Annotated in this window: 14 protein-coding genes; 7 read left to right on the forward strand and 7 right to left on the reverse strand. The window is 42.9% G+C overall.

The genetic code is table 11. The features are described 5' to 3' along the window. Nucleotides 1-503: 503 nt before the first annotated feature. The gene (gene topA / locus OCV56_RS10320) at nt 504-3,134 is read right to left on the reverse strand and encodes a type I DNA topoisomerase (RefSeq protein ID WP_086713702.1); all 2,631 of its coding nucleotides are present in this window, start codon (nt 3,132-3,134) and stop codon (nt 504-506) included. Between the two features lie 439 nt (nt 3,135-3,573). Between topA and OCV56_RS10325 the strand changes: the two genes are divergently transcribed. Further along, on the forward strand, nt 3,574-3,819 hold the full coding sequence (locus tag OCV56_RS10325) for a YciN family protein (RefSeq protein WP_017062104.1): 246 nt from the start codon (nt 3,574-3,576) through the stop codon (nt 3,817-3,819). Between the two features lie 62 nt (nt 3,820-3,881). Here OCV56_RS10325 and aroA read toward each other — a convergent pair whose 3' ends face one another. After that, the gene (gene aroA, locus OCV56_RS10330) at nt 3,882-5,162 is read right to left on the reverse strand and encodes a 3-phosphoshikimate 1-carboxyvinyltransferase (protein WP_086713703.1); all 1,281 of its coding nucleotides are present in this window, start codon (nt 5,160-5,162) and stop codon (nt 3,882-3,884) included. Nucleotides 5,163-5,324: 162 nt separating this feature from the next. Further along, the gene (locus OCV56_RS10335) at nt 5,325-5,780 is read right to left on the reverse strand and encodes an outer membrane lipoprotein (protein ID WP_048664677.1); all 456 of its coding nucleotides are present in this window, start codon (nt 5,778-5,780) and stop codon (nt 5,325-5,327) included. 53 nt (nt 5,781-5,833) lie between these two features. On the opposite strand from OCV56_RS10335, the gene aat reads away from it, so the two are divergent. The 3 genes from aat (at nt 5,834) to infA (ending at nt 7,542) form a co-directional block, all read left to right on the forward strand. After that, a complete protein-coding gene (aat, locus tag OCV56_RS10340) occupies nt 5,834-6,544 on the forward strand; it encodes a leucyl/phenylalanyl-tRNA--protein transferase (protein WP_086713704.1) in 711 nt (236 codons plus the stop codon). Continuing rightward, a complete protein-coding gene (locus tag OCV56_RS10345; protein ID WP_086713705.1) occupies nt 6,544-7,242 on the forward strand; it encodes an arginyltransferase in 699 nt (232 codons plus the stop codon). Before aat ends, OCV56_RS10345 begins: the two co-directional genes overlap by 1 nt. Nucleotides 7,243-7,323: 81 nt before the next feature. After that, nucleotides 7,324-7,542: a translation initiation factor IF-1 gene (gene infA / locus OCV56_RS10350; protein ID WP_001040192.1), complete on the forward strand. Its 219-nt coding sequence runs from the start codon at nt 7,324-7,326 to the stop codon at nt 7,540-7,542. A 193-nt stretch (nt 7,543-7,735) separates the two neighbouring features. Here the strand turns inward: infA and clpA are convergent, their stop codons facing one another. After that, nucleotides 7,736-10,009: an ATP-dependent Clp protease ATP-binding subunit ClpA gene (gene clpA, locus OCV56_RS10355; protein ID WP_048616250.1), complete on the reverse strand. Its 2,274-nt coding sequence runs from the start codon at nt 10,007-10,009 to the stop codon at nt 7,736-7,738. Between the two features lie 39 nt (nt 10,010-10,048). Beyond that, nucleotides 10,049-10,369, reverse strand: a complete 321-nt coding sequence (gene clpS / locus OCV56_RS10360; protein ID WP_004737430.1) for an ATP-dependent Clp protease adapter ClpS — start codon at nt 10,367-10,369, stop codon at nt 10,049-10,051. A 586-nt stretch (nt 10,370-10,955) separates the two neighbouring features. Between clpS and cspD the strand changes: the two genes are divergently transcribed. Then, the gene (gene cspD, locus OCV56_RS10365; RefSeq protein WP_004736548.1) at nt 10,956-11,177 is read left to right on the forward strand and encodes a cold shock domain-containing protein CspD; all 222 of its coding nucleotides are present in this window, start codon (nt 10,956-10,958) and stop codon (nt 11,175-11,177) included. A 322-nt stretch (nt 11,178-11,499) separates the two neighbouring features. On the opposite strand, the gene OCV56_RS10370 is transcribed toward cspD, so the two are convergent. After that, entirely contained in the window at nt 11,500-13,725 is a 2,226-nt protein-coding gene (locus OCV56_RS10370) for an NADP-dependent isocitrate dehydrogenase (protein WP_086713706.1), read from the reverse strand. A 321-nt stretch (nt 13,726-14,046) separates the two neighbouring features. Between OCV56_RS10370 and OCV56_RS10375 the strand changes: the two genes are divergently transcribed. Further along, nucleotides 14,047-14,775 (forward strand): pseudouridine synthase, encoded by a 729-nt coding sequence (locus OCV56_RS10375; RefSeq protein ID WP_086713707.1) that lies wholly within the window; start codon nt 14,047-14,049, stop codon nt 14,773-14,775. A gap of 133 nt (nt 14,776-14,908) precedes the next feature. Here OCV56_RS10375 and OCV56_RS10380 read toward each other — a convergent pair whose 3' ends face one another. Next, a complete protein-coding gene (locus tag OCV56_RS10380) occupies nt 14,909-15,955 on the reverse strand; it encodes a porin (RefSeq protein WP_086713708.1) in 1,047 nt (348 codons plus the stop codon). 514 nt (nt 15,956-16,469) lie between these two features. Between OCV56_RS10380 and dinG the strand changes: the two genes are divergently transcribed. After that, complete coding sequence (gene dinG / locus OCV56_RS10385; RefSeq protein WP_086713709.1) at nt 16,470-18,545, forward strand: ATP-dependent DNA helicase DinG; 2,076 nt, start codon at nt 16,470-16,472, stop codon at nt 18,543-18,545. Nucleotides 18,546-18,572: the final 27 nt, after the last annotated feature.

Genomic DNA, 18,572 nt, shown 5'->3' on the forward strand with positions numbered 1-18,572 from the left:
CAGTACTCGTAGAGGTATCTTCCTCCGGGGGATGAGCACTAACACTTATTTCGGTATTTAGCGAATATCCATTCACATACAGTGACAATATCCTAAGCCAAACGTTGTTATGTGTGCACTATTCTTTGCACTTGGTTTTATATACGTTATCGACTTTTCGGTCGAATTCAATTTTTAATACGCCATTCTGTGGTAAGTCAGCTGATTGCTTTCCTAAGACTTAAAGCAGCTCACATTACACCGTCTAGACGAAACATTACATTAACACCCGACACACATCAGGTATACAACTAAACACTGATCTTTGAGTTACAATATTTTAATTAAGTTACATTCTCGTTAAAGTTGCATAAGAAGATGTGATTAATTTCCACCATTTATTTTCCGGTATGAATTTAATATATTCTCGCAGGCGAAACACCGAATCAACAAGTTGCATAATTACTCATATTTAGATCAAAAAAAAGCAGCCATTAGGCTGCTTTTTCATCAATAACGTTCAGTTACTTCTCTTTAGGCTTTTTACGCTTATCCGTAACTTCCCACTTACCGTCAATGTACAACGCAGTCCAACCGGATGGTTTTCCATCAACTTCAGTACGAACGTAGTTTTCTTTAGTCTTACGGCTAAAACGAACCACTGTCGGCTTACCATCAGGGTCAGCAACCGGCGCTGACGTTAGGTACTGGAACTTAGGTGAGATACGATCTTTAAAACGAACCAACTCTTCCACCAATGGTGCACGTGTTTCACGTGATTTAGGGAAGTTGCTAGCAGCCATAAATAGGCCAGACGCACCATCACGAAGAACAAAGTACGCGTCTGAGTTTTCACACGGAAGTTCAGGGAAATGCACTGGATCTTCTTTAGGTGGCGCTACTTCGCCATTTTTCAGAATCTTACGAGTGTTCTTACAATCTTCACTCGTACAGTCCATGTATTTACCGAAACGGCCATTCTTCAGAACCATATCTGAACCACATTTGTCACACTCAACAAGCGGTCCATCATAGCCTTTTACTTTGAATTCGCCGTGTTCAACCACGTAACCTTCACAGTTCGGGTTGTTACCACATACGTGCATCTTACGCTTATCATCAATCAGATAAGCATCCATTGCCGTTTCACAGATAGGACAACGCTTTTTAGCTCGAAGTGCTGCGGTTTCAACGTCTTCTTCTAAAACGTTGATAATGCCTTCTTCATCACCAAGGTTGATTGTTGTCTTACAACGCTCTTTTGGTGGAAGTGCATAACCAGAACAACCAAGGAATACACCAGTCGAAGCAGTACGAATACCCATTTTACGGCTACAAGTCGGACATTCAATATCGGTTTCCACGATATGATTTGGCTTCATACCACCAGCGTCTTCGTCTAAATCTGCTTTTTCTAAATCGCCAGTGAAGTCTTCGAAGAAGTTGTCTAGCACACCTTTCCAACTTGCTTCGCCTTCTGCGATTTGGTCCAACTTCTGCTCCATACGAGCAGTAAAGTCGTAGTTCATTAGGTCATTGAAGCTGCCGTCTAGACGGTCAGTCACAATTTCGCCCATCTTCTCAGCATAGAAACGACGCTGCTCAACTTTTACATAACCACGGTCTTGAATCGTCGAGATGATTGATGCGTATGTTGAAGGACGGCCAATACCACGCTTCTCAAGCTCTTTAACTAGCGCCGCTTCAGTGAAACGAGCCGGTGGCTTAGTGAAGTGCTGTTTAGGGTCTAACGCAATGAGATCAAGCTTATCGCCGATCTGTACTGCTGGAAGGATCGTATCTTCGTTCTTGCCCATTGGACGCTGAACACGAGTCCAGCCATCAAATTTAAGAATACGACCTTTCGCTTTTAACGTGTACTCATCTGCTTTAACGCTTACTGTCGTTGAATCGTATTGAGCTGGTGTCATTTGACACGCAACGAATTGATTCCAAATTAGCGAGTAAAGCTTGTGTGCGTCTGCGTCTACGCCGTTTAGGTCTTCCGACTTAACATCTACACTTGAAGGACGAATCGCTTCGTGAGCCTCTTGAGCGCCCTCTTTGCTGCCATATACAAGTGCTTTAGGTGGAAGATATTGAGCGCCGAACTCAGAACCAATGTATTCACGAGCAGCTTCTACAGCTTCTGAACTCAAATTCGTTGAGTCAGTACGCATATAAGTGATGTAACCCGCTTCATACAGGCGCTGTGCCAGCATCATGGTTTTCTTTACGCCGTAACCAAGACGCGTACTTGCCGCTTGCTGCAGCGTCGACGTAATGTAAGGTGCAGACGGCTTGCTCTTGGTTGGGCGGTCTTCACGCTTACATACTTCGTATTGCGCTTTTTCTAAAACGCTCACCGCAGCTTGTGTTTGCGCTTCATTTTCAGGTTTAAACGCAACACCGTCTTTTTGTGCGACTTGCAGTCTAAAGTCGGTTTTCTCTGCGGTTTTGGTATCAGCATGCACATCCCAGAACTCTTCAGGGATAAAGGCGTTGATCTCGCGCTCACGTTCTACCAATAGTTTTACCGCTACTGATTGAACACGGCCAGCGGATAGGCCTCGTGCTACTTTTTTCCAAAGCAGAGGTGACACCATAAAGCCAACAACACGGTCCATAAAACGTCGTGCCTGTTGTGCGTTTACGCCATCAATATTTAGCTCACCTGGAGTTTCAAAGGCTTGTTGAATAGCATTCTTGGTGATTTCATTAAAAACCACTCGCTTGTATCGCGTTTCATCGCCACCGATGATCTCACGAAGGTGCCATGCGATAGCTTCTCCTTCGCGATCCAAATCGGTTGCGAGATAAACATGGTCTGCGTTCTCAGCCAGTTTTTGCAATTCAGCAACGACTTTCTCTTTACCAGGTAGGATTTGGTAGTTCGCTTCCCACTCTTTGTATGGGTTGATACCCATCTTTTTGATAAGAGCTTTGCGATCTTTTTCTTTCTTGATACGAGCTTTATCTTCTGGGCTCATACCCTTGGTTGAAACTGCAGCAGCCTTTTGACCAGTACTTTGACCCGCCGTTGGTAAATCACGTACGTGACCTACACTCGACTTAACGACAAAGTCTTTGCCAAGATATTTATTGATAGTTTTAGCCTTGGCTGGCGACTCCACTATAACGAGCGATTTACCCATATTGACTCTAACGTCCTTAATCACGATGCTTCAGCACCAACAATTTAGCTTGTGGGCTTTTACGCATGATATTCTAAATTCATTGCTTCTTTTTTTACTATTGTGCGAGATTACTAGAAGATCAACCGCTTTTTTCAAAATTGGATCTGATCGCTCGACAATTCGACGACTCATAGATAAAAGGGTCACAATATAAAGAAGCTATAAAGTACTCACTAAGAATACTTGCAAGAGCCTATTCATCAGGCATTACGTCTAAACGGGCTCATACTAAGCTTGTCCGCGAATCTAACGCGAGCCCCATTCAATTATTTTTGCCGTAAATCACAAAATAAATTGTGGATGTTTGAAAAGACTCTCTTAATCGGTTGCGAAATCATTGAATTTCTAGTTCGACACAATAAACTCAACGTTATATTCAGTTATCAGAGATAAACTCATGACAAAGAAAGTAATAGCAGAATTTGATTTACTGCTTATCGCAAACCAAATTATCCAATCACATGATGACTACATTGAAGGCATGCGCGCAAACAGCGTAGTAGAAAAAGACGATGTACTCGTCTTCAAAGGTGAATACTTCTTAGACAGCAATGGAATGCCGACCGAGAATACAACCGCGGTATTTAACATGTTTAAATACTTAGCGCACCACCTTTCGAAAGAATTTACAATTCAACAATAATTAAAAAGCTTGCCCTGTAGGCAAGCTTTTTTTGTTCCTGAACCTTTACATACTGAGCATTTTTATAGACTTAGCATTTTCAGCTTGTCGAAGTAATCAGGGAATGTCTTTGACGTACAACCTGGATCATTAATCGTCACAGGCGTATCGCTCAAGGCAACCAGCGAGAAACACATCGCCATACGGTGATCATCATAAGTATCAATCGCTGCATGGGTCAGTTCTGCCACTGGGTTAACAATGATATAATCTTCACCCTCTTCAACCTCAGCACCGACTTTGCGTAGTTCTGTTGCCATTGCAGCCAATCGGTCTGTCTCTTTAACACGCCAGTTGTAGACATTGCGGATTGCCGTTGTCCCTTTAGCAAACAATGCGGTCGTCGCGATAGTCATCGCAGCATCTGGGATATGGTTATAGTCCATATCAATGCCTTTCAGTTCGCCACAACGAGAAATAACGTAGTCGTCACCCCATTCAATTTCCGCACCCATTTTCTCAAGTGCATCAGCGAATTGGATATCACCTTGGATACTGTTTTTACCAATACCAGTGACCTTAATTTCACCACCTTTGATAGCAGCAGCTGCAAGGAAATATGACGCAGATGATGCATCACCTTCAACCAAGAAATCACCTGGTGCCGAGTAAGATTGTCCAGTAGGAATTACAAACTCTTGGTAATCATTATTGATCACGTCAACACCAAATTGTTTCATGATGTGCAGCGTAATATCGATGTAAGGTTTAGATACCAATTCACCTTCAATTTTGATGGTTACGTCACCTTCAGCTAAGGGCGCAGCCATTAAAAATGCTGTCAAGAATTGACTAGAGATAGAACCATCGATTGAAACCGTACCGCTCTTAAGGCCAGTACCTGTGATCTTCAATGGTGGGTAATTTTCGTTTTCTAAGTATTCAACGTCAGCGCCGGCTTCTCGCAGTGCTGTAACTAAGTGGCCAATTGGGCGCTCTTTCATACGAGGCTCGCCAGTCAGAACGTATTCGCCACGACCTAGACATAACGCAGCCGCTAGTGGACGCATTGCCGTACCTGCATTACCTAAGAAAAGTTCTAGGGCTTTATCACTTGAGAATGCACCACCAACACCCGTCACTTCACAAACGGTTTTGTCTGCAGACAACTGGTAATCAACACCTAACTGCGTCAATGCATTCAACATATGACGAATATCATCACTGTCTAGTAAGTTTGTTAGGCGGGTTGTTCCCTTTGCAAGTGCAGCCAAAAGAAGTGCACGGTTGGAAACACTTTTTGAACCAGGTAGGTTAACTTCCCCGTTCACTTTTTGAATTGGTTGTAACGTAAGGCTTTCCATTAAATCTCATAGTCCTTGTACCACCCGAAGTCACTGCCGCGTGTTTATTTTCGGGTGATGAATAATTCTTCGTACTTGCAGACTAACGAACTTTTCCAACGAACTCCAGAGCTAATCCCGCTCAAACAGCTGATTAATTAGCCAACCAATCGCATTTATATACTAGTACGCGAGATCAACCCGAACACCATCTGAAAAATAAAGAATTCGCACATCATCGCCTCGGTTAAACAACATAGAGTTATCGACATCTTGGATTATGTTAACTAGCTTGTCATCTTTGGTTTTCACTAATAACTCGACCAGTTTGTACTCTACTTTATATTGAGTGTTGCCTCGATTACGAGCAATACCTGCACCTGCTACGGCGCCGACAGCCGTCGCCACTTCTTTACCGGTGCCGCCTCCAAACTGATTACCAATTAAGCCACCAATCGCCGCACCTAATAAGGTTTCCCAGCCATTTGCTTTCGACTCGACGATCTCTTGCTGAGTAATATATCTGACCGTATCAATCTCACCATAAACGACCTCGTTAACAGGACGAGCTTCGTTCCGGTTGTAAGCTGCATTTGCCAACATAGGCAAAACAAGTAAAATCCAAAGCAACTTTTTCATGGTAAAACTCCTGAAGACCTCTTGGTCATTGATTAATCTGTAATGCGGTACTTATGACTATATACCTAACCGAACTTGATACTACTAGTATAGAGTTTCCTTCGCCTTTCGACGCGCTTGATGAACCTAACGGTCTGCTCGCCTTCGGTGGTGATTTGTCACCGATGCGAATTTTAAACGCTTATAGCCAAGGTATATTTCCATGGTATGGCCCAGGGGAGCCTATACTTTGGTGGAGCCCAGCACCACGAGCGGTATTTAATCCTAAGACATTCGAACCGTCAAAAAGTCTTAAAAAGTTTCAAAGAAAACATAATTACCGTGTCAGCATCAACCAAGCGACGGACAGAGTAATTGGTTATTGCTCTTCACTAAGACCCGAAGAAGAAACCTGGCTAAACAGCGACATGCAGTCAGCCTACCGCAAACTTGCTTCATTAGGTTTCTGTCACTCAGTTGAGGTTTGGCAAGATGATGAACTTATAGGCGGACTTTATGGCTTACAGAGAGGCCAAGTCTTTTGCGGTGAATCGATGTTCAGCCTAAAGACCAATGCCTCTAAAATTGCACTGTGGTACTTTTGTGAACACTTTACACAATTCGGCGGACAGTTGATTGATTGTCAGGTAATGAACCCTCACTTGGAATCCTTAGGCGCTATCGAAGTTGATAGAGATGAATTCCTAAGTTCCCTGCAATTACTCAAAGAATTCTCCGTTGACGATGCATGCTTTAAAACCCAATGGCTAAAGGAAATGCCTTAATGAATCCAGATTTACAACAAATCAGAATTGGATTAACAGACAATCACGCTTGCAGTTACTTACCTCACCTCGAAGAAAGAGTCGCGGTCACGCTTGATGAACACATGCACACCTCAGATAACTATGAAGTTCTGCTTGCGAATGGATTTCGCCGCAGTGGAGCAACAATTTATAAGCCACATTGCGATAATTGCTCAGCATGCCAAGCGATTCGGCTTTCAATTCCTGAGGTAAAGCTTTCCAAAAGCCAACGACGAATCCTTAACAAGGGAAAATCACTGCGTTGGGAACTTAAAGATGAGATGGATGACAACTGGTTTGACTTATACAGTCGCTATATCACCGCTCGTCATCGTTCGGGAACCATGTACCCACCTAAGAAAGAGGAGTTTCTACAATTCTCTAAAAATGAGTGGCTTACTACAAAGTTCATGCACATCTATGATGAGAACAAGTTGGTTGGTATCGCAGTAACTGACATCATGTCTCACTGTACGAGCGCGTTTTATACCTTCTTCGATCCTGATATAGATATTTCCATGGGGACACTTGGCGTTTTATTTCAGATCCAACATGCCCAGAAAGAACAAAAACAATGGTTATATTTGGGTTATCAAATCGATGAATGCCCTGCGATGAACTATAAAGTACGATTTCAACGTCATCAAAGGCTAGTAAATCAGCGGTGGCAAGGGTAGAATACGCGACAACTTTACATATTTTGATTTTAACGGCACAATCAAGCCGTTGAAAACCGCCAAATTTCGAAAGAGGATTAGATGGCTAAAGAAGACGTAATCGAGATGCAAGGCACTGTCCTTGATACTCTACCAAACACAATGTTCCGTGTTGAGCTTGAAAACGGTCACGTAGTGACAGCACACATCTCTGGTAAAATGCGTAAGAACTACATCCGTATTCTTACTGGTGATAAAGTAACTGTTGAGATGACTCCATACGACCTTTCTAAAGGCCGCATCGTCTTCCGTGCTCGTTAATTTTTAATTAGCGAATACAATAAGAGACGGAGCTTAATGCTCCGTTTTTTATTGCCTAACGTTTGGCACTTTGTTTTAACCGCCTTTCTTTATCTCTCTTCGTATCTCGTATCTCGTATCTTCAAAACATAAAAAAACGCACAACCGAAGTCATGCGTTTTATATTTAAACCCTTGAGTTATCAATCATCTCGTTAGTGCATAACCTCTTCTTTAGCACCAACATAGATAAAATCCAGTTCGTCTTTTTTCAGGGATACTTTAACCGTACCGCCATCAACCAAACTACCGAACAGTAATTCATTAGCAAGTGGCTTCTTAAGCTTCTCTTGAATCACACGTCCCATTGGACGAGCCCCCATGGTCTTGTCATAGCCTTTGTCTGCTAACCAGTGACGAGCATCTTCAGAAACCTCTAGAGATACACCACGTGCGTCCAGTTGGACCTGAAGCTCGACAATGAACTTATCAACAACTTGGCTAATCACAGTTGGATCAAGACTGTTGAACCAAATGATATTATCAAGACGGTTACGGAACTCAGGAGTAAATACCTTCTTAATTTCGCCCATCGCATCTGGAGCGTGATCTTGTTGGATCAAGCCGATCGATTTCTTCTCGGTTTCAGCAACACCAGCGTTAGTCGTCATCACTAGGATCACATTGCGGAAATCGGCTTTGCGACCATTGTTGTCAGTTAGCGTGCCATTATCCATTACCTGCAGTAGCAAGTTAAAGATATCTGGGTGAGCTTTTTCGATTTCATCCAGTAACACAACAGAGTGCGGATTCTTGATGACGGCATCAGTTAGCAAACCACCTTGATCGTAACCAACATAACCAGGAGGAGCACCGATCAAGCGGCTCACAGAGTGACGCTCACCGTACTCAGACATATCAAAGCGTAGAAGCTCAATACCCATCAATTTAGACAATTGAACAGTCACTTCTGTTTTACCGACACCAGTAGGACCAGCAAACAAGAATGAACCAACAGGTTTATTGTCTGCGCCCAATCCAGCACGGGTTAGCTTAATGGCTTCACTCAGTACATCGATTGCAGGATCTTGTCCGAACACCAACATTTTCATGCGGTCATCCAGTTTCTGCAATGTATCTTTATCTGAAGACGATACTGACTTCTCTGGGATACGAGCCATTTTTGCAACCATCGACTCAATATCAGCTACGCTGACCGTTTTCTTACGACGGCTTGCAGGTGCCAAGCGGCTACGAGCGCCTGCTTCATCGATTACGTCAATTGCCTTATCGGGTAGGTGACGTTCATTAATGTATTTAGCTGACAGCTCCACAGCGGCACGCAACGCTTTGTTGGTGTAGCGCACTTCGTGGTGAGCTTCGTATTTTGGCTTCAAGCCAATCAGAATCTTGGTTGTATCATCTAGTGATGGCTCAATAATATCGATTTTCTGGAAGCGACGAGCTAAAGCACGCTCCTTCTCAAAAATACTGCTGTACTCTTGATACGTTGTTGAACCGATACAACGTAATTTTCCACTGCTTAATAGCGGTTTAATTAAGTTTGCCGCGTCAACCTGGCCACCCGATGCAGCACCCGCACCAATAATGGTGTGGATCTCATCAATGAACAGAATTGCGTCTTCTTCTTTCTCTAGTTGCTTGAGAATTGCTTTAAAACGCTTCTCAAAGTCACCTCGATACTTAGTTCCTGCCAGCAGTGAACCAATATCCAAAGAATAAATCACGCTGCTCTGAATGATTTCAGGCACTTGTCCTTCAACGATGCGCCATGCAAGACCTTCTGCGATAGCTGTTTTACCCACACCCGCTTCACCCACTAACAGAGGGTTGTTCTTACGCCGACGACACAGAACTTGGATAGTACGTTCTAGCTCTTTATCACGACCGATTAATGGGTCAATATTGCCCTGCTTGGCTACTTCGTTAAGGTTGGTAGCAAAGTTTTCTAAACGGTCTTCGGAATTAGCTTCTTCAGCATTCTCTGCACCACCAAATGAATCAGATGATGAAGGGCTATCGCCTTCGTTGCTGGCTTTGGTAATACCGTGTGAGATGAAGTTAACGATATCTAAGCGGCTAATGTCGTTTTTCTTAAGAAGATATGCAGCGTGAGATTCTTGCTCACTAAAAATAGCCACAAGTACGTTAGCACCAGTTACTTCGCTGCGACCTGAAGATTGAACATGAAAAACAGCGCGTTGAAGTACTCGTTGAAAGCTCAACGTAGGCTGAGTTTCGCGAGTTTCGTCACTTTCAGGGATAAGTGGAGTCGTTTGATCGATAAAAATATCGAGCTCATTACGAAGAGCATCGAGATCAGCCTGACAAGCTTGAAGCGCTTCCTTGGCCGCATCATTTTCTAATAACGCTAGTAGGAGGTGTTCGACAGTCATGAATTCATGTCGCTTGTCTCGCGCACGAGCAAATGCACCATTTAAACTCGTCTCTAATTCTTTATTTAGCATAAGTACCTCCTAAGGGAACAACAGTGTTGTTCGAGCAATTTATACTTGCTCCATTGTACATAGTAGCGGATGCTCATTTTCCTTTGAGTACATCGTGACCTGCGCTACCTTTGTTTCCGCTATTTCAGCACTGTATGTGCCGCATATAGCTTTACCTTCATAATGAACCTTGAGCATCACTTCCGTTGCTTTTTCGATATCTAGTGAGAAGAATCGCTCTAGGATCTCGATTACAAAGTCCATGGGCGTGTAGTCATCGTTGTTCAATACAACGTTATACATTGCCGGTGGCTTTACTTTTGTTGCTTCTTTCTCCAGTAAATCTGAGCCTGGAGATGCCCATTCAAAGTTTCTGCTCATATCGCTTTGCTAAGGGTTATTTTTTTGGAAATCGTGAGTGTTTACCTAACTCAAATTTACCACATTCACGCTTTACGGTGTACTAAGAAACTGCACCGAGAAACAGTACCAAAAAATATTCCTCTATACTGAGCCTAATCCACCATTTCCATCGCTGCAAATAAAAGATCTCGATTAACAGGATTAACATATGTGATTGATTAAAAAGACACCATAACTATTGATACTGACGATAAGATCACCGCTAAGTTACTATTTAGTTAATAGTTTGCAGTTAATCTCGAATGTGATTTGTTATTAAAATTGATCACTTTTATACCAATTTACTATTGACTGCGCTCAATCATTAGCTACATTGGAGCTAAAAGGTTTTTTAATACATTTTTGCAACATAATTTAAAACCAGTGATACGCTTTAAAAATTAACAATAAGGAATAATTACGCAGGGTAGCGTTAATTTCCGTAAGCAATGTACGAGATTCAAGCTATTAGCTGAAATTCTTTAGCTGGTAGGAATGATATCAATCGCACTTACAACAATTGATATAACAACGTTAGTAACAAAATGCATGAGGGATGTATAGCATGGCTACAGGTACAGTAAAATGGTTTAACAATGCCAAAGGGTTTGGCTTTATTTGTCCAGAAGGTGAAGATGGCGATATTTTCGCGCACTACTCCACAATACAAATGGAAGGTTATCGAACCTTAAAGGCGGGTCAGCAGGTCGACTATGAAGTAGAGAGTGGACCTAAAGGCTCGCATGCTAGCTCCGTTGTTCCTGTAGAAGGCAGCGCCGCAAAATAGGCGAATGCCAACTCATGTAACCTCTATTAGTCGTCATTAACGACTGACAGGTAAGACAGCATATTAAAACCGCTCATTTAATACCTGTAAACAGGATTACGTGAGCGGTTTTTTTGTTCTGATATATTTAGAGTTTCTCATTGGATAATCAGCTCGAAGCTCTATCTCAATTAAGCTAGATCTTAGTACAAAGGAACAAAAAAGACGCTTTAACGTTATCGTTAAAGCGTCTTTCATCTTGACTTTATCTATGACTTAGCTGTCAAACTAAGCAACTCGCTAGCAAATCACGTTAAGGACTTACTAACGATAAGTCCAATCACTATGCATCAATAAATGCGTTTAGCGTTGAGCTTGGGCGCATTAGTGTTGAAACCAGTGCATCGTCAAGTAGGTAGTAACCACCTAAATCACCAGCGACACCTTGAGCGTTGTTTAGCTCAGCAACAATCGCTTCTTCACTTTCAGCCAATTGACTTGCCACACCTGCGAACTCAGCAGCAAGATCAGCGTCAGCCGTTTGTTCAGCAAGCGCCTTAGCCCAGTATGCTGCTAGGTAGTAGTGACTGCCACGGTTATCAAGCTCACCGACTCGACGTGAAGGAGACTTGTTGTTGTCTAGGAATTCACCTGTCGCTTTATCAAGCGCGTCAGCTAGAACTTGTGCTTTAGCGTTACCCGTGACTACGCTTAGGTGCTCTAGAGATGCCGCCAATGCCAAGAATTCACCTAGAGAATCCCAACGCAGGTGGTTTTCTTTCTCTACTTGTTGAACGTGCTTAGGAGCAGAGCCGCCAGCACCTGTTTCAAACAGGCCGCCGCCGTTCATTAGTGGAACAATCGATAGCATCTTAGCAGATGTACCAAGTTCTAGAATCGGGAACAAGTCTGTTAGGTAATCACGTAATACGTTACCTGTAACCGAAATAGTATCTAGGCCTTCTTTGATACGAACCAGTGAGTATTGAGTCGCTTCTAGTGGAGCAAGGATCTTAATTTCAAGACCATCGGTATCGTATTCAGGAAGGTACGTTTCTACCTTCTTAATAAGCTGAGCATCATGCGCGCGTGACGCATCTAACCAGAATACAGCTGGAACACCCGAAGCACGAGCGCGAGTTACCGCAAGCTTAACCCAGTCTTGGATTGGTGCATCTTTAACCTGACACATACGGAAGATATCGCCTTCCTCTACGTCTTGCTCAAGAAGCACAGAACCTGAAGCATCAACCACTTGAACCTGACCAGCAGCTTCTAGAATGAATGTCTTATCGTGAGATCCGTACTCTTCTGCTTTTTGAGCCATTAGGCCTACGTTTGGCACGCTACCCATAGTTGTAGGATCGAATGCACCGTTCTCTTTACAGAAATCAATAACCGCTTGGTAGATGCTCGCGTAGCTACGATCTGGGATCATTGCTTTTGTATCTTTTTGCTTACCTTCTGGATCCCACATTTGACCAGAAGAACGCAACATTGCAGGCATAGACGCATCTACAATAATGTCACTTGGTACGTGTAAATTGGTAATACCGCGGTCGGAATCAACCATCGCTAGCGGTGGCTGTGTCTCGTATACCGCTTGTAGATCAGCTTCGATTGCCGCTTTTTGATCTTGAGGAAGCGCAGCAATTTTAGCGTAGACATCGCCGATACCGTTGTTAACGTCAACACCTAGCTCTTCAAACAGCTGACCATGTTTAGCGAATACGTCTTTGTAGTAAACCTTAACCGCATGACCAAAAATCACTGGGTCAGAGACTTTCATCATCGTTGCTTTCATGTGAAGAGAAAGCAGTACACCTTGCTCTTTAGCCGATGCGATTTCTTTTTCGAAGAATGCAACCAAAGCGGCCTTATTCATCACTGACGCATCAATGATCTCTTTATCTTGCAGTGCAAAAGCTGGCTTCAGTGTTTTCTTCGCGCCATCTTTGCCAACGAATTCAATGCTAACTTCTGTCGCACCTTCAATTGTTACTGACTTTTCGCTACCGAAGAAGTCTTTATCTTCCATGCTTGCAACATGCGACTTAGAGTCTGCAGACCAAGCCCCCATTGAGTGTGGGTTCTTCTTCGCGTAGTTTTTAACTGAAAGTGGTGCACGACGATCTGAGTTACCTTCACGTAGTACAGGGTTTACTGCACTGCCTTTGATTTTGTCATAAGTCGCTTTAACTGCTTTCTCTTCGTCAGTGTTTGCTTCTTCTGGGTAATTAGGAAGAGCGTAACCTTTCGATTGTAGCTCTTTGATTGTTGCTTGAAGCTGAGGTACTGATGCAGAGATGTTTGGAAGCTTGATAATGTTTGCTTCTGGTGTCTTAGCCAATTCACCTAGTTCTGCTAATGCATCACCAATACGTTGTTCTTCGTTTAAGTAGTCAGGGAAGTTGGCAATAATGCGCCCTGCAAGTGAAATGTCGCGAGTATCAACGTTAATACCAGAAGAAGCTGTAAAAGATTGAATAATTGGTAGCAGAGAGTAAGTTGCTAGCGCCGGAGCTTCGTCTGTAATGGTATAGATGATCGTTGGTTTTTCAGTAGGCATGAAATTTCCCTATAGTTCTTACAAGCTCATTTAAAGTAGTGAGCATGTTATAAATTGACCAGTAAGCCACTCCAGGAGTGAAAACTGCTTACTCGATAGTCGTACTCTATCTTATTTTTCATGCAATCTTGATGACAGCATGAACCAAATCCGTGAGTGCGTTGTTATAATAAAACACGAAGGTATAATTAAACAAATCAGGCTTAAGAGTCCATCAACTTGTTCTATTTTGTGTCTTTTAGGCGCGCAAATGATAGCTCAATTCCGTTTCAGTGAAAACTTTTCAGCACACTTCGTTTACATTTTTGCAAGGTAGTTAACATGTCTACTCGCTCACGCAGCGCATCTCGTTCAGACAAACCGGCTCGTTCTGGCGCCACATTAAAACAAAGCGGCAACAGACAAGGCCGAAACAATGATAAAAATAACACTGGTAATTCGCATAAGAAATCGCATTCAAGTAAACACAGATACAAAGCGAAACCTGCAAACGCAAAACCTAAGGTGGCACTCGAAGATCGTAAAGTAATTTTGTTCAACAAGCCATTTGATACCTTAAGCCAATTCACCGACGGAGAAGGCAGAAAGACACTGGCTGATTTTATTCCAGTGAAAGACGTTTATGCTGCAGGTCGACTTGATCGCGATAGCGAGGGGCTAATGGTTTTGACCAATGATGGAATCTTTCAAGCTAAGCTAACTCAACCAAACTCAAAATCCCCAAAGACTTACTGGGTGCAGGTTGAAGGCGCACCTTCTGAGGAAGATTTAGATAAATTGAGAAAAGGTGTCGAACTAAAAGACGGCATGACACTACCGGCTAAAGTAGAAGTGATGCAAGAACCTAAAGTGTGGGATAGAAACCCTCCAGTCCGCTTCAGAGCCGCGATACCGACAACATGGTTAACTATTACGATAATCGAAGGACGTAACCGCCAGGTCAGACGAATGACAGCGAATATCGGCTTCCCTACCCTGCGTCTTATTCGTTATTCAATGGGCAACATGAATGTGGGGCAGCTACAGCCTGGTGAGTGGAAAGAAATCTAAAATTACACTACAAAGAATGTGAAAACGGCCGCTAATTTAGCGGCCGTTTTTATGTGCGTTGAAAAATATCAGACACAAAAAAGCCAGTCATAAGACTGGCTTTTACAACGTTACTTAACTAAAAATTAAGCTATTAGAAGTAGTAGTAAGCTGCTGCGAATACGAAAGTCTCTTCATCAGAGCTTTCAGCACGAACGCCGTTTGGTACGTCAAGCTCTTGCTTGATATCGATACCCATGTCCATGCGGTCGCTGTGCTTGTACATTACAGCAACGTTCATGTAGCTGTAGTCAGCGTCAGCTTCGTTTTTCTTCTCAGTAGTGTTTGCACCGTAACCAGCAGCAACAGTCACTTGCTCAGAAGCATCGAATGCACCAGATAGGTAGTAACCAGTGTTTTTCTTCTCAGAAGCGTTAGTACCTGTTAGGTCTTTCTTATCACCGTCATCAACCCAAGAGTTGAAACCAAGTTTAACAGTATCACCAACTTTAACGTTACCAGAAACAGAAGTTACTGAGTAATCTGCTTCGTCACGATCTTCGTAACCAGCGTAGATATTGAAGATTTCATGTTCGAAACCAACGTAACCGTTCACACCTTTATCTGCAGCAGCGTGGCTTTCGTTTGTTTCAAAGTAAGAAACACCGTAAGCGAAACCAGAAGTAGAGCCTTGGAATTTAACTACGTTGTAAGCATCTGAAGCATCGCCAGCAGAAGCACCAAACTCGTAAGTCATATCACCAGCGCCATCTACTTTATCAAGAGCTGTATCGTTTTCCCAACCGAAAGATGCAACACCAAAACCAGTGTCAAAACCTAACCATGCTTTATCCACGTCAGTGTTTGGACCAGATTCAATACCACCGTACACTTCGTCTACTTTAGCGAAATCGTTAGTATCAGAGATGTAGTTCATCATTAGGTCAGTTTCAAAGTAACCAACCCAACGGTTGTTTTTGTAGCTTACTGCTAGTGTTAGACCAGTTGCCCAGTCATCGTAGAATGCACCAGAGTAAGAATCGTAGTAACCACCAACACCCCAAGCACCAGATACTGAGAATTGATCTTTGTGCATGTCTTCAAACTCAAACATTGGTTTAGAGTTTTGAGAGCTAGTTTCTACTGCGAATGCAGAAGTTGATACTGCTGCGATAGCTAGCGCTAATAGAGTCTTTTTCATAATAAATCCACTGCCTTTTCTAAGAATGGGAGATCCTTGCCCGGTTCCCTTTTATTTATTGTGACTGGTCATTACCACTCTTTGTTGGTTAATCACCGTCACTAAATTTCGAGGTCTAGATTGCAAAAGATTATCCTGCGTGTCAAATAAACTAAAAACAAACCTAAAAAAAACACAAACCAATCAAAATCAATCACTTACATTTTTTTTCATTGTTTTACGAGCAACTTATCCTTAGTTTTATCATAAAATATAATAACCATAAAAAAGAAAAAATTAGAACTTAACACCATATACCACCCAACAAACGACCAAACTTCAGAACTTAACACCTGTGAGCCAGTCTTTTTTAATATTTATATTTCACAACATAAATAAAATCGTTAAGTTCCTGATGGTTCAGTTTTTTTTTGTGAACAAGATCTACCTTTGATTCAAAAGCAAGGTGTTTCACCATAAATGTACCGACTAGTGATATGTGCTACTATCCTCGCTCCGTTACGTAGGTCACAGTATGCTAACTACTAAAATCCAAAAATCCATTCGCACCAGTTATCAAAATCTCCAAGAACAGTTGGATAACTTTGTACCTAGGCGTGCTCAAAATTACCTTGTTGCAGAAATAGCGAAAACACTTTGTGGTCAATACCACAAAAGTAATCGCATGATTGTTGCTGAGGCGGGAACAGGGATCGGGAAATCGCTTGCCTATTTGATGGCGACGATCCCAGTTGCCGTTTTAAACAACCGAAAAATTGTCATTTCAACGGCGACAGTCGCGCTACAAGAACAACTTGTAAACAAAGATCTCCCTCTATATAGAAGACTTACAGATAGAGAGTTTTCTTTCATATTGGCGAAGGGAAGACAACGTTATTGTTGCTGTGAAAAGTTAGCCGCCGCGTGTGGGGTTGATGGCGGTCAAATGGCAATGTTTGAATCTAAGCCAAAGAAGAAGGATATCGACCAGCTTCAAACTATGTACCGTAGCTTGACTCAAGGTAAGTGGGATGGTGATCGTGATTCGTGGCCAAAGCCAATCGACAACATGATTTGGCAAATGATCGTCAGCGATAAGCATAGCTGTAACAACAGCATGCCAGCTCACCGAGATTGCCCTTTCCAAAAAGCACGCTCAGAGCTAGATAAAGCAGACGTTATCATCGCCAACCACAGTTTAGTGATGGCAGATGCTGATCTAGGCGGCGGTGTAATACTGCCCGAGCCAGAAAATAGCATCTATATATTCGATGAGGCTCACCACTTACCGCATGTCGCAAGAGATCATTCTTCCGCCGCTGCGAGCTTAAAAGGCGCGGCATCGTGGTTGGAGCGTTTAAATCAGTCAATCACCAAGCTTTCAGGTCTCGCAGACGAAAAGCGTGTCCATCGATTTAGAAATGAACTGCAAGACTCAGTGCAACAGCTAATCCCTACCCTGACTCAAATGAGCAAGCAGTTTGACGCTAACCACTTTGAAGACGGCCTGTACCGCTTCGAACATGGCGACTTGCCTGAGTGGCTAGAGAATGAATCTAAAGACCTCAAGCAACTCACACAAAAGGCAAGCCAAGCCGTTGCGAAGATTGCAGACCTGATTGCTGAGCGAGTTAAAGATGGGGAGCTTTCTGCCAAACTCGCAGAACCTGCGCTCGCGGAAATCGGCTTCTATATACAGAGAACCGAGAACCTAGCTCAAGTTTGGCGCTTAATGGCTGAACCAAAACGTGAAAAAGGTGCACCTTTAGCTCGCTGGTTGGAGCTTAATAAAGAGAGCGAAGGCGATTTCGTCGTTAATGTTTCACCATTAGAGGTTGGTTGGCAGTTAGATCAACAGATCTGGAGTCGTTGTGTCGGCGCTGTGTTAGTGTCAGCGACCATGAGAGCGCTTAACTCCTTCAGTTTTTTCTGTCATCAAGCTGGTATCAGCCAGAAAGCTGAGGATGGCGTGCAATTTTTAGCTTTGGCATCACCGTTTGATTATCAGAACCAAGCGGAACTTGTTGTGCCAGCGATGAAATATGAACCGCAAGCACCTCAGTTTACTGAATATCTTATTGAAATTTTGCCTAAGGTAATAGAAGACAACAAAGCCAATCTCGTTCTATTCTCTTCTTACTGGCAGATGAACAAAGTTGCAGAGGCTTTAGCAACAGATTTCGTTAAAAAGTCATGGGCGCTGCAGGTTCAAGGTGATACTTCACGCTCTGAAATCCTAAAAAAACATAAAAACCTAATAGACCAAGGTAAAACTAGCGTTCTTTTTGGAACTGGCAGCTTTTCTGAAGGTCTTGATCTACCTGGCGAACTTCTTGAAAACCTAGTTATTACCAAGATTCCTTTTGGCGTTCCTACCTCTCCGGTAGAGCAAGCACACTCAGAATATATTGAATCACGCGGCGGTAATCCTTTTATGCAGATTACTGTTCCAGAAGCGAGTAAAAAGCTTATTCAATCTGTGGGTAGACTACTGCGTAAGGAACGAGATTCTGGTAAAGTCACGATCCTTGATAGACGCATAGTAACGAAGCGATACGGAAAATCCCTACTCGATTCACTACCGCCTTTTAAAAGAACAATAAAATACTAATTTTCCTACCCTTGAGGTAGTTATGGG

Origin of the sequence: Vibrio gigantis, from assembly GCF_024347515.1 — a bacterium.
GTDB classification, from domain to species: Bacteria; Pseudomonadota; Gammaproteobacteria; order Enterobacterales; family Vibrionaceae; genus Vibrio; species Vibrio gigantis.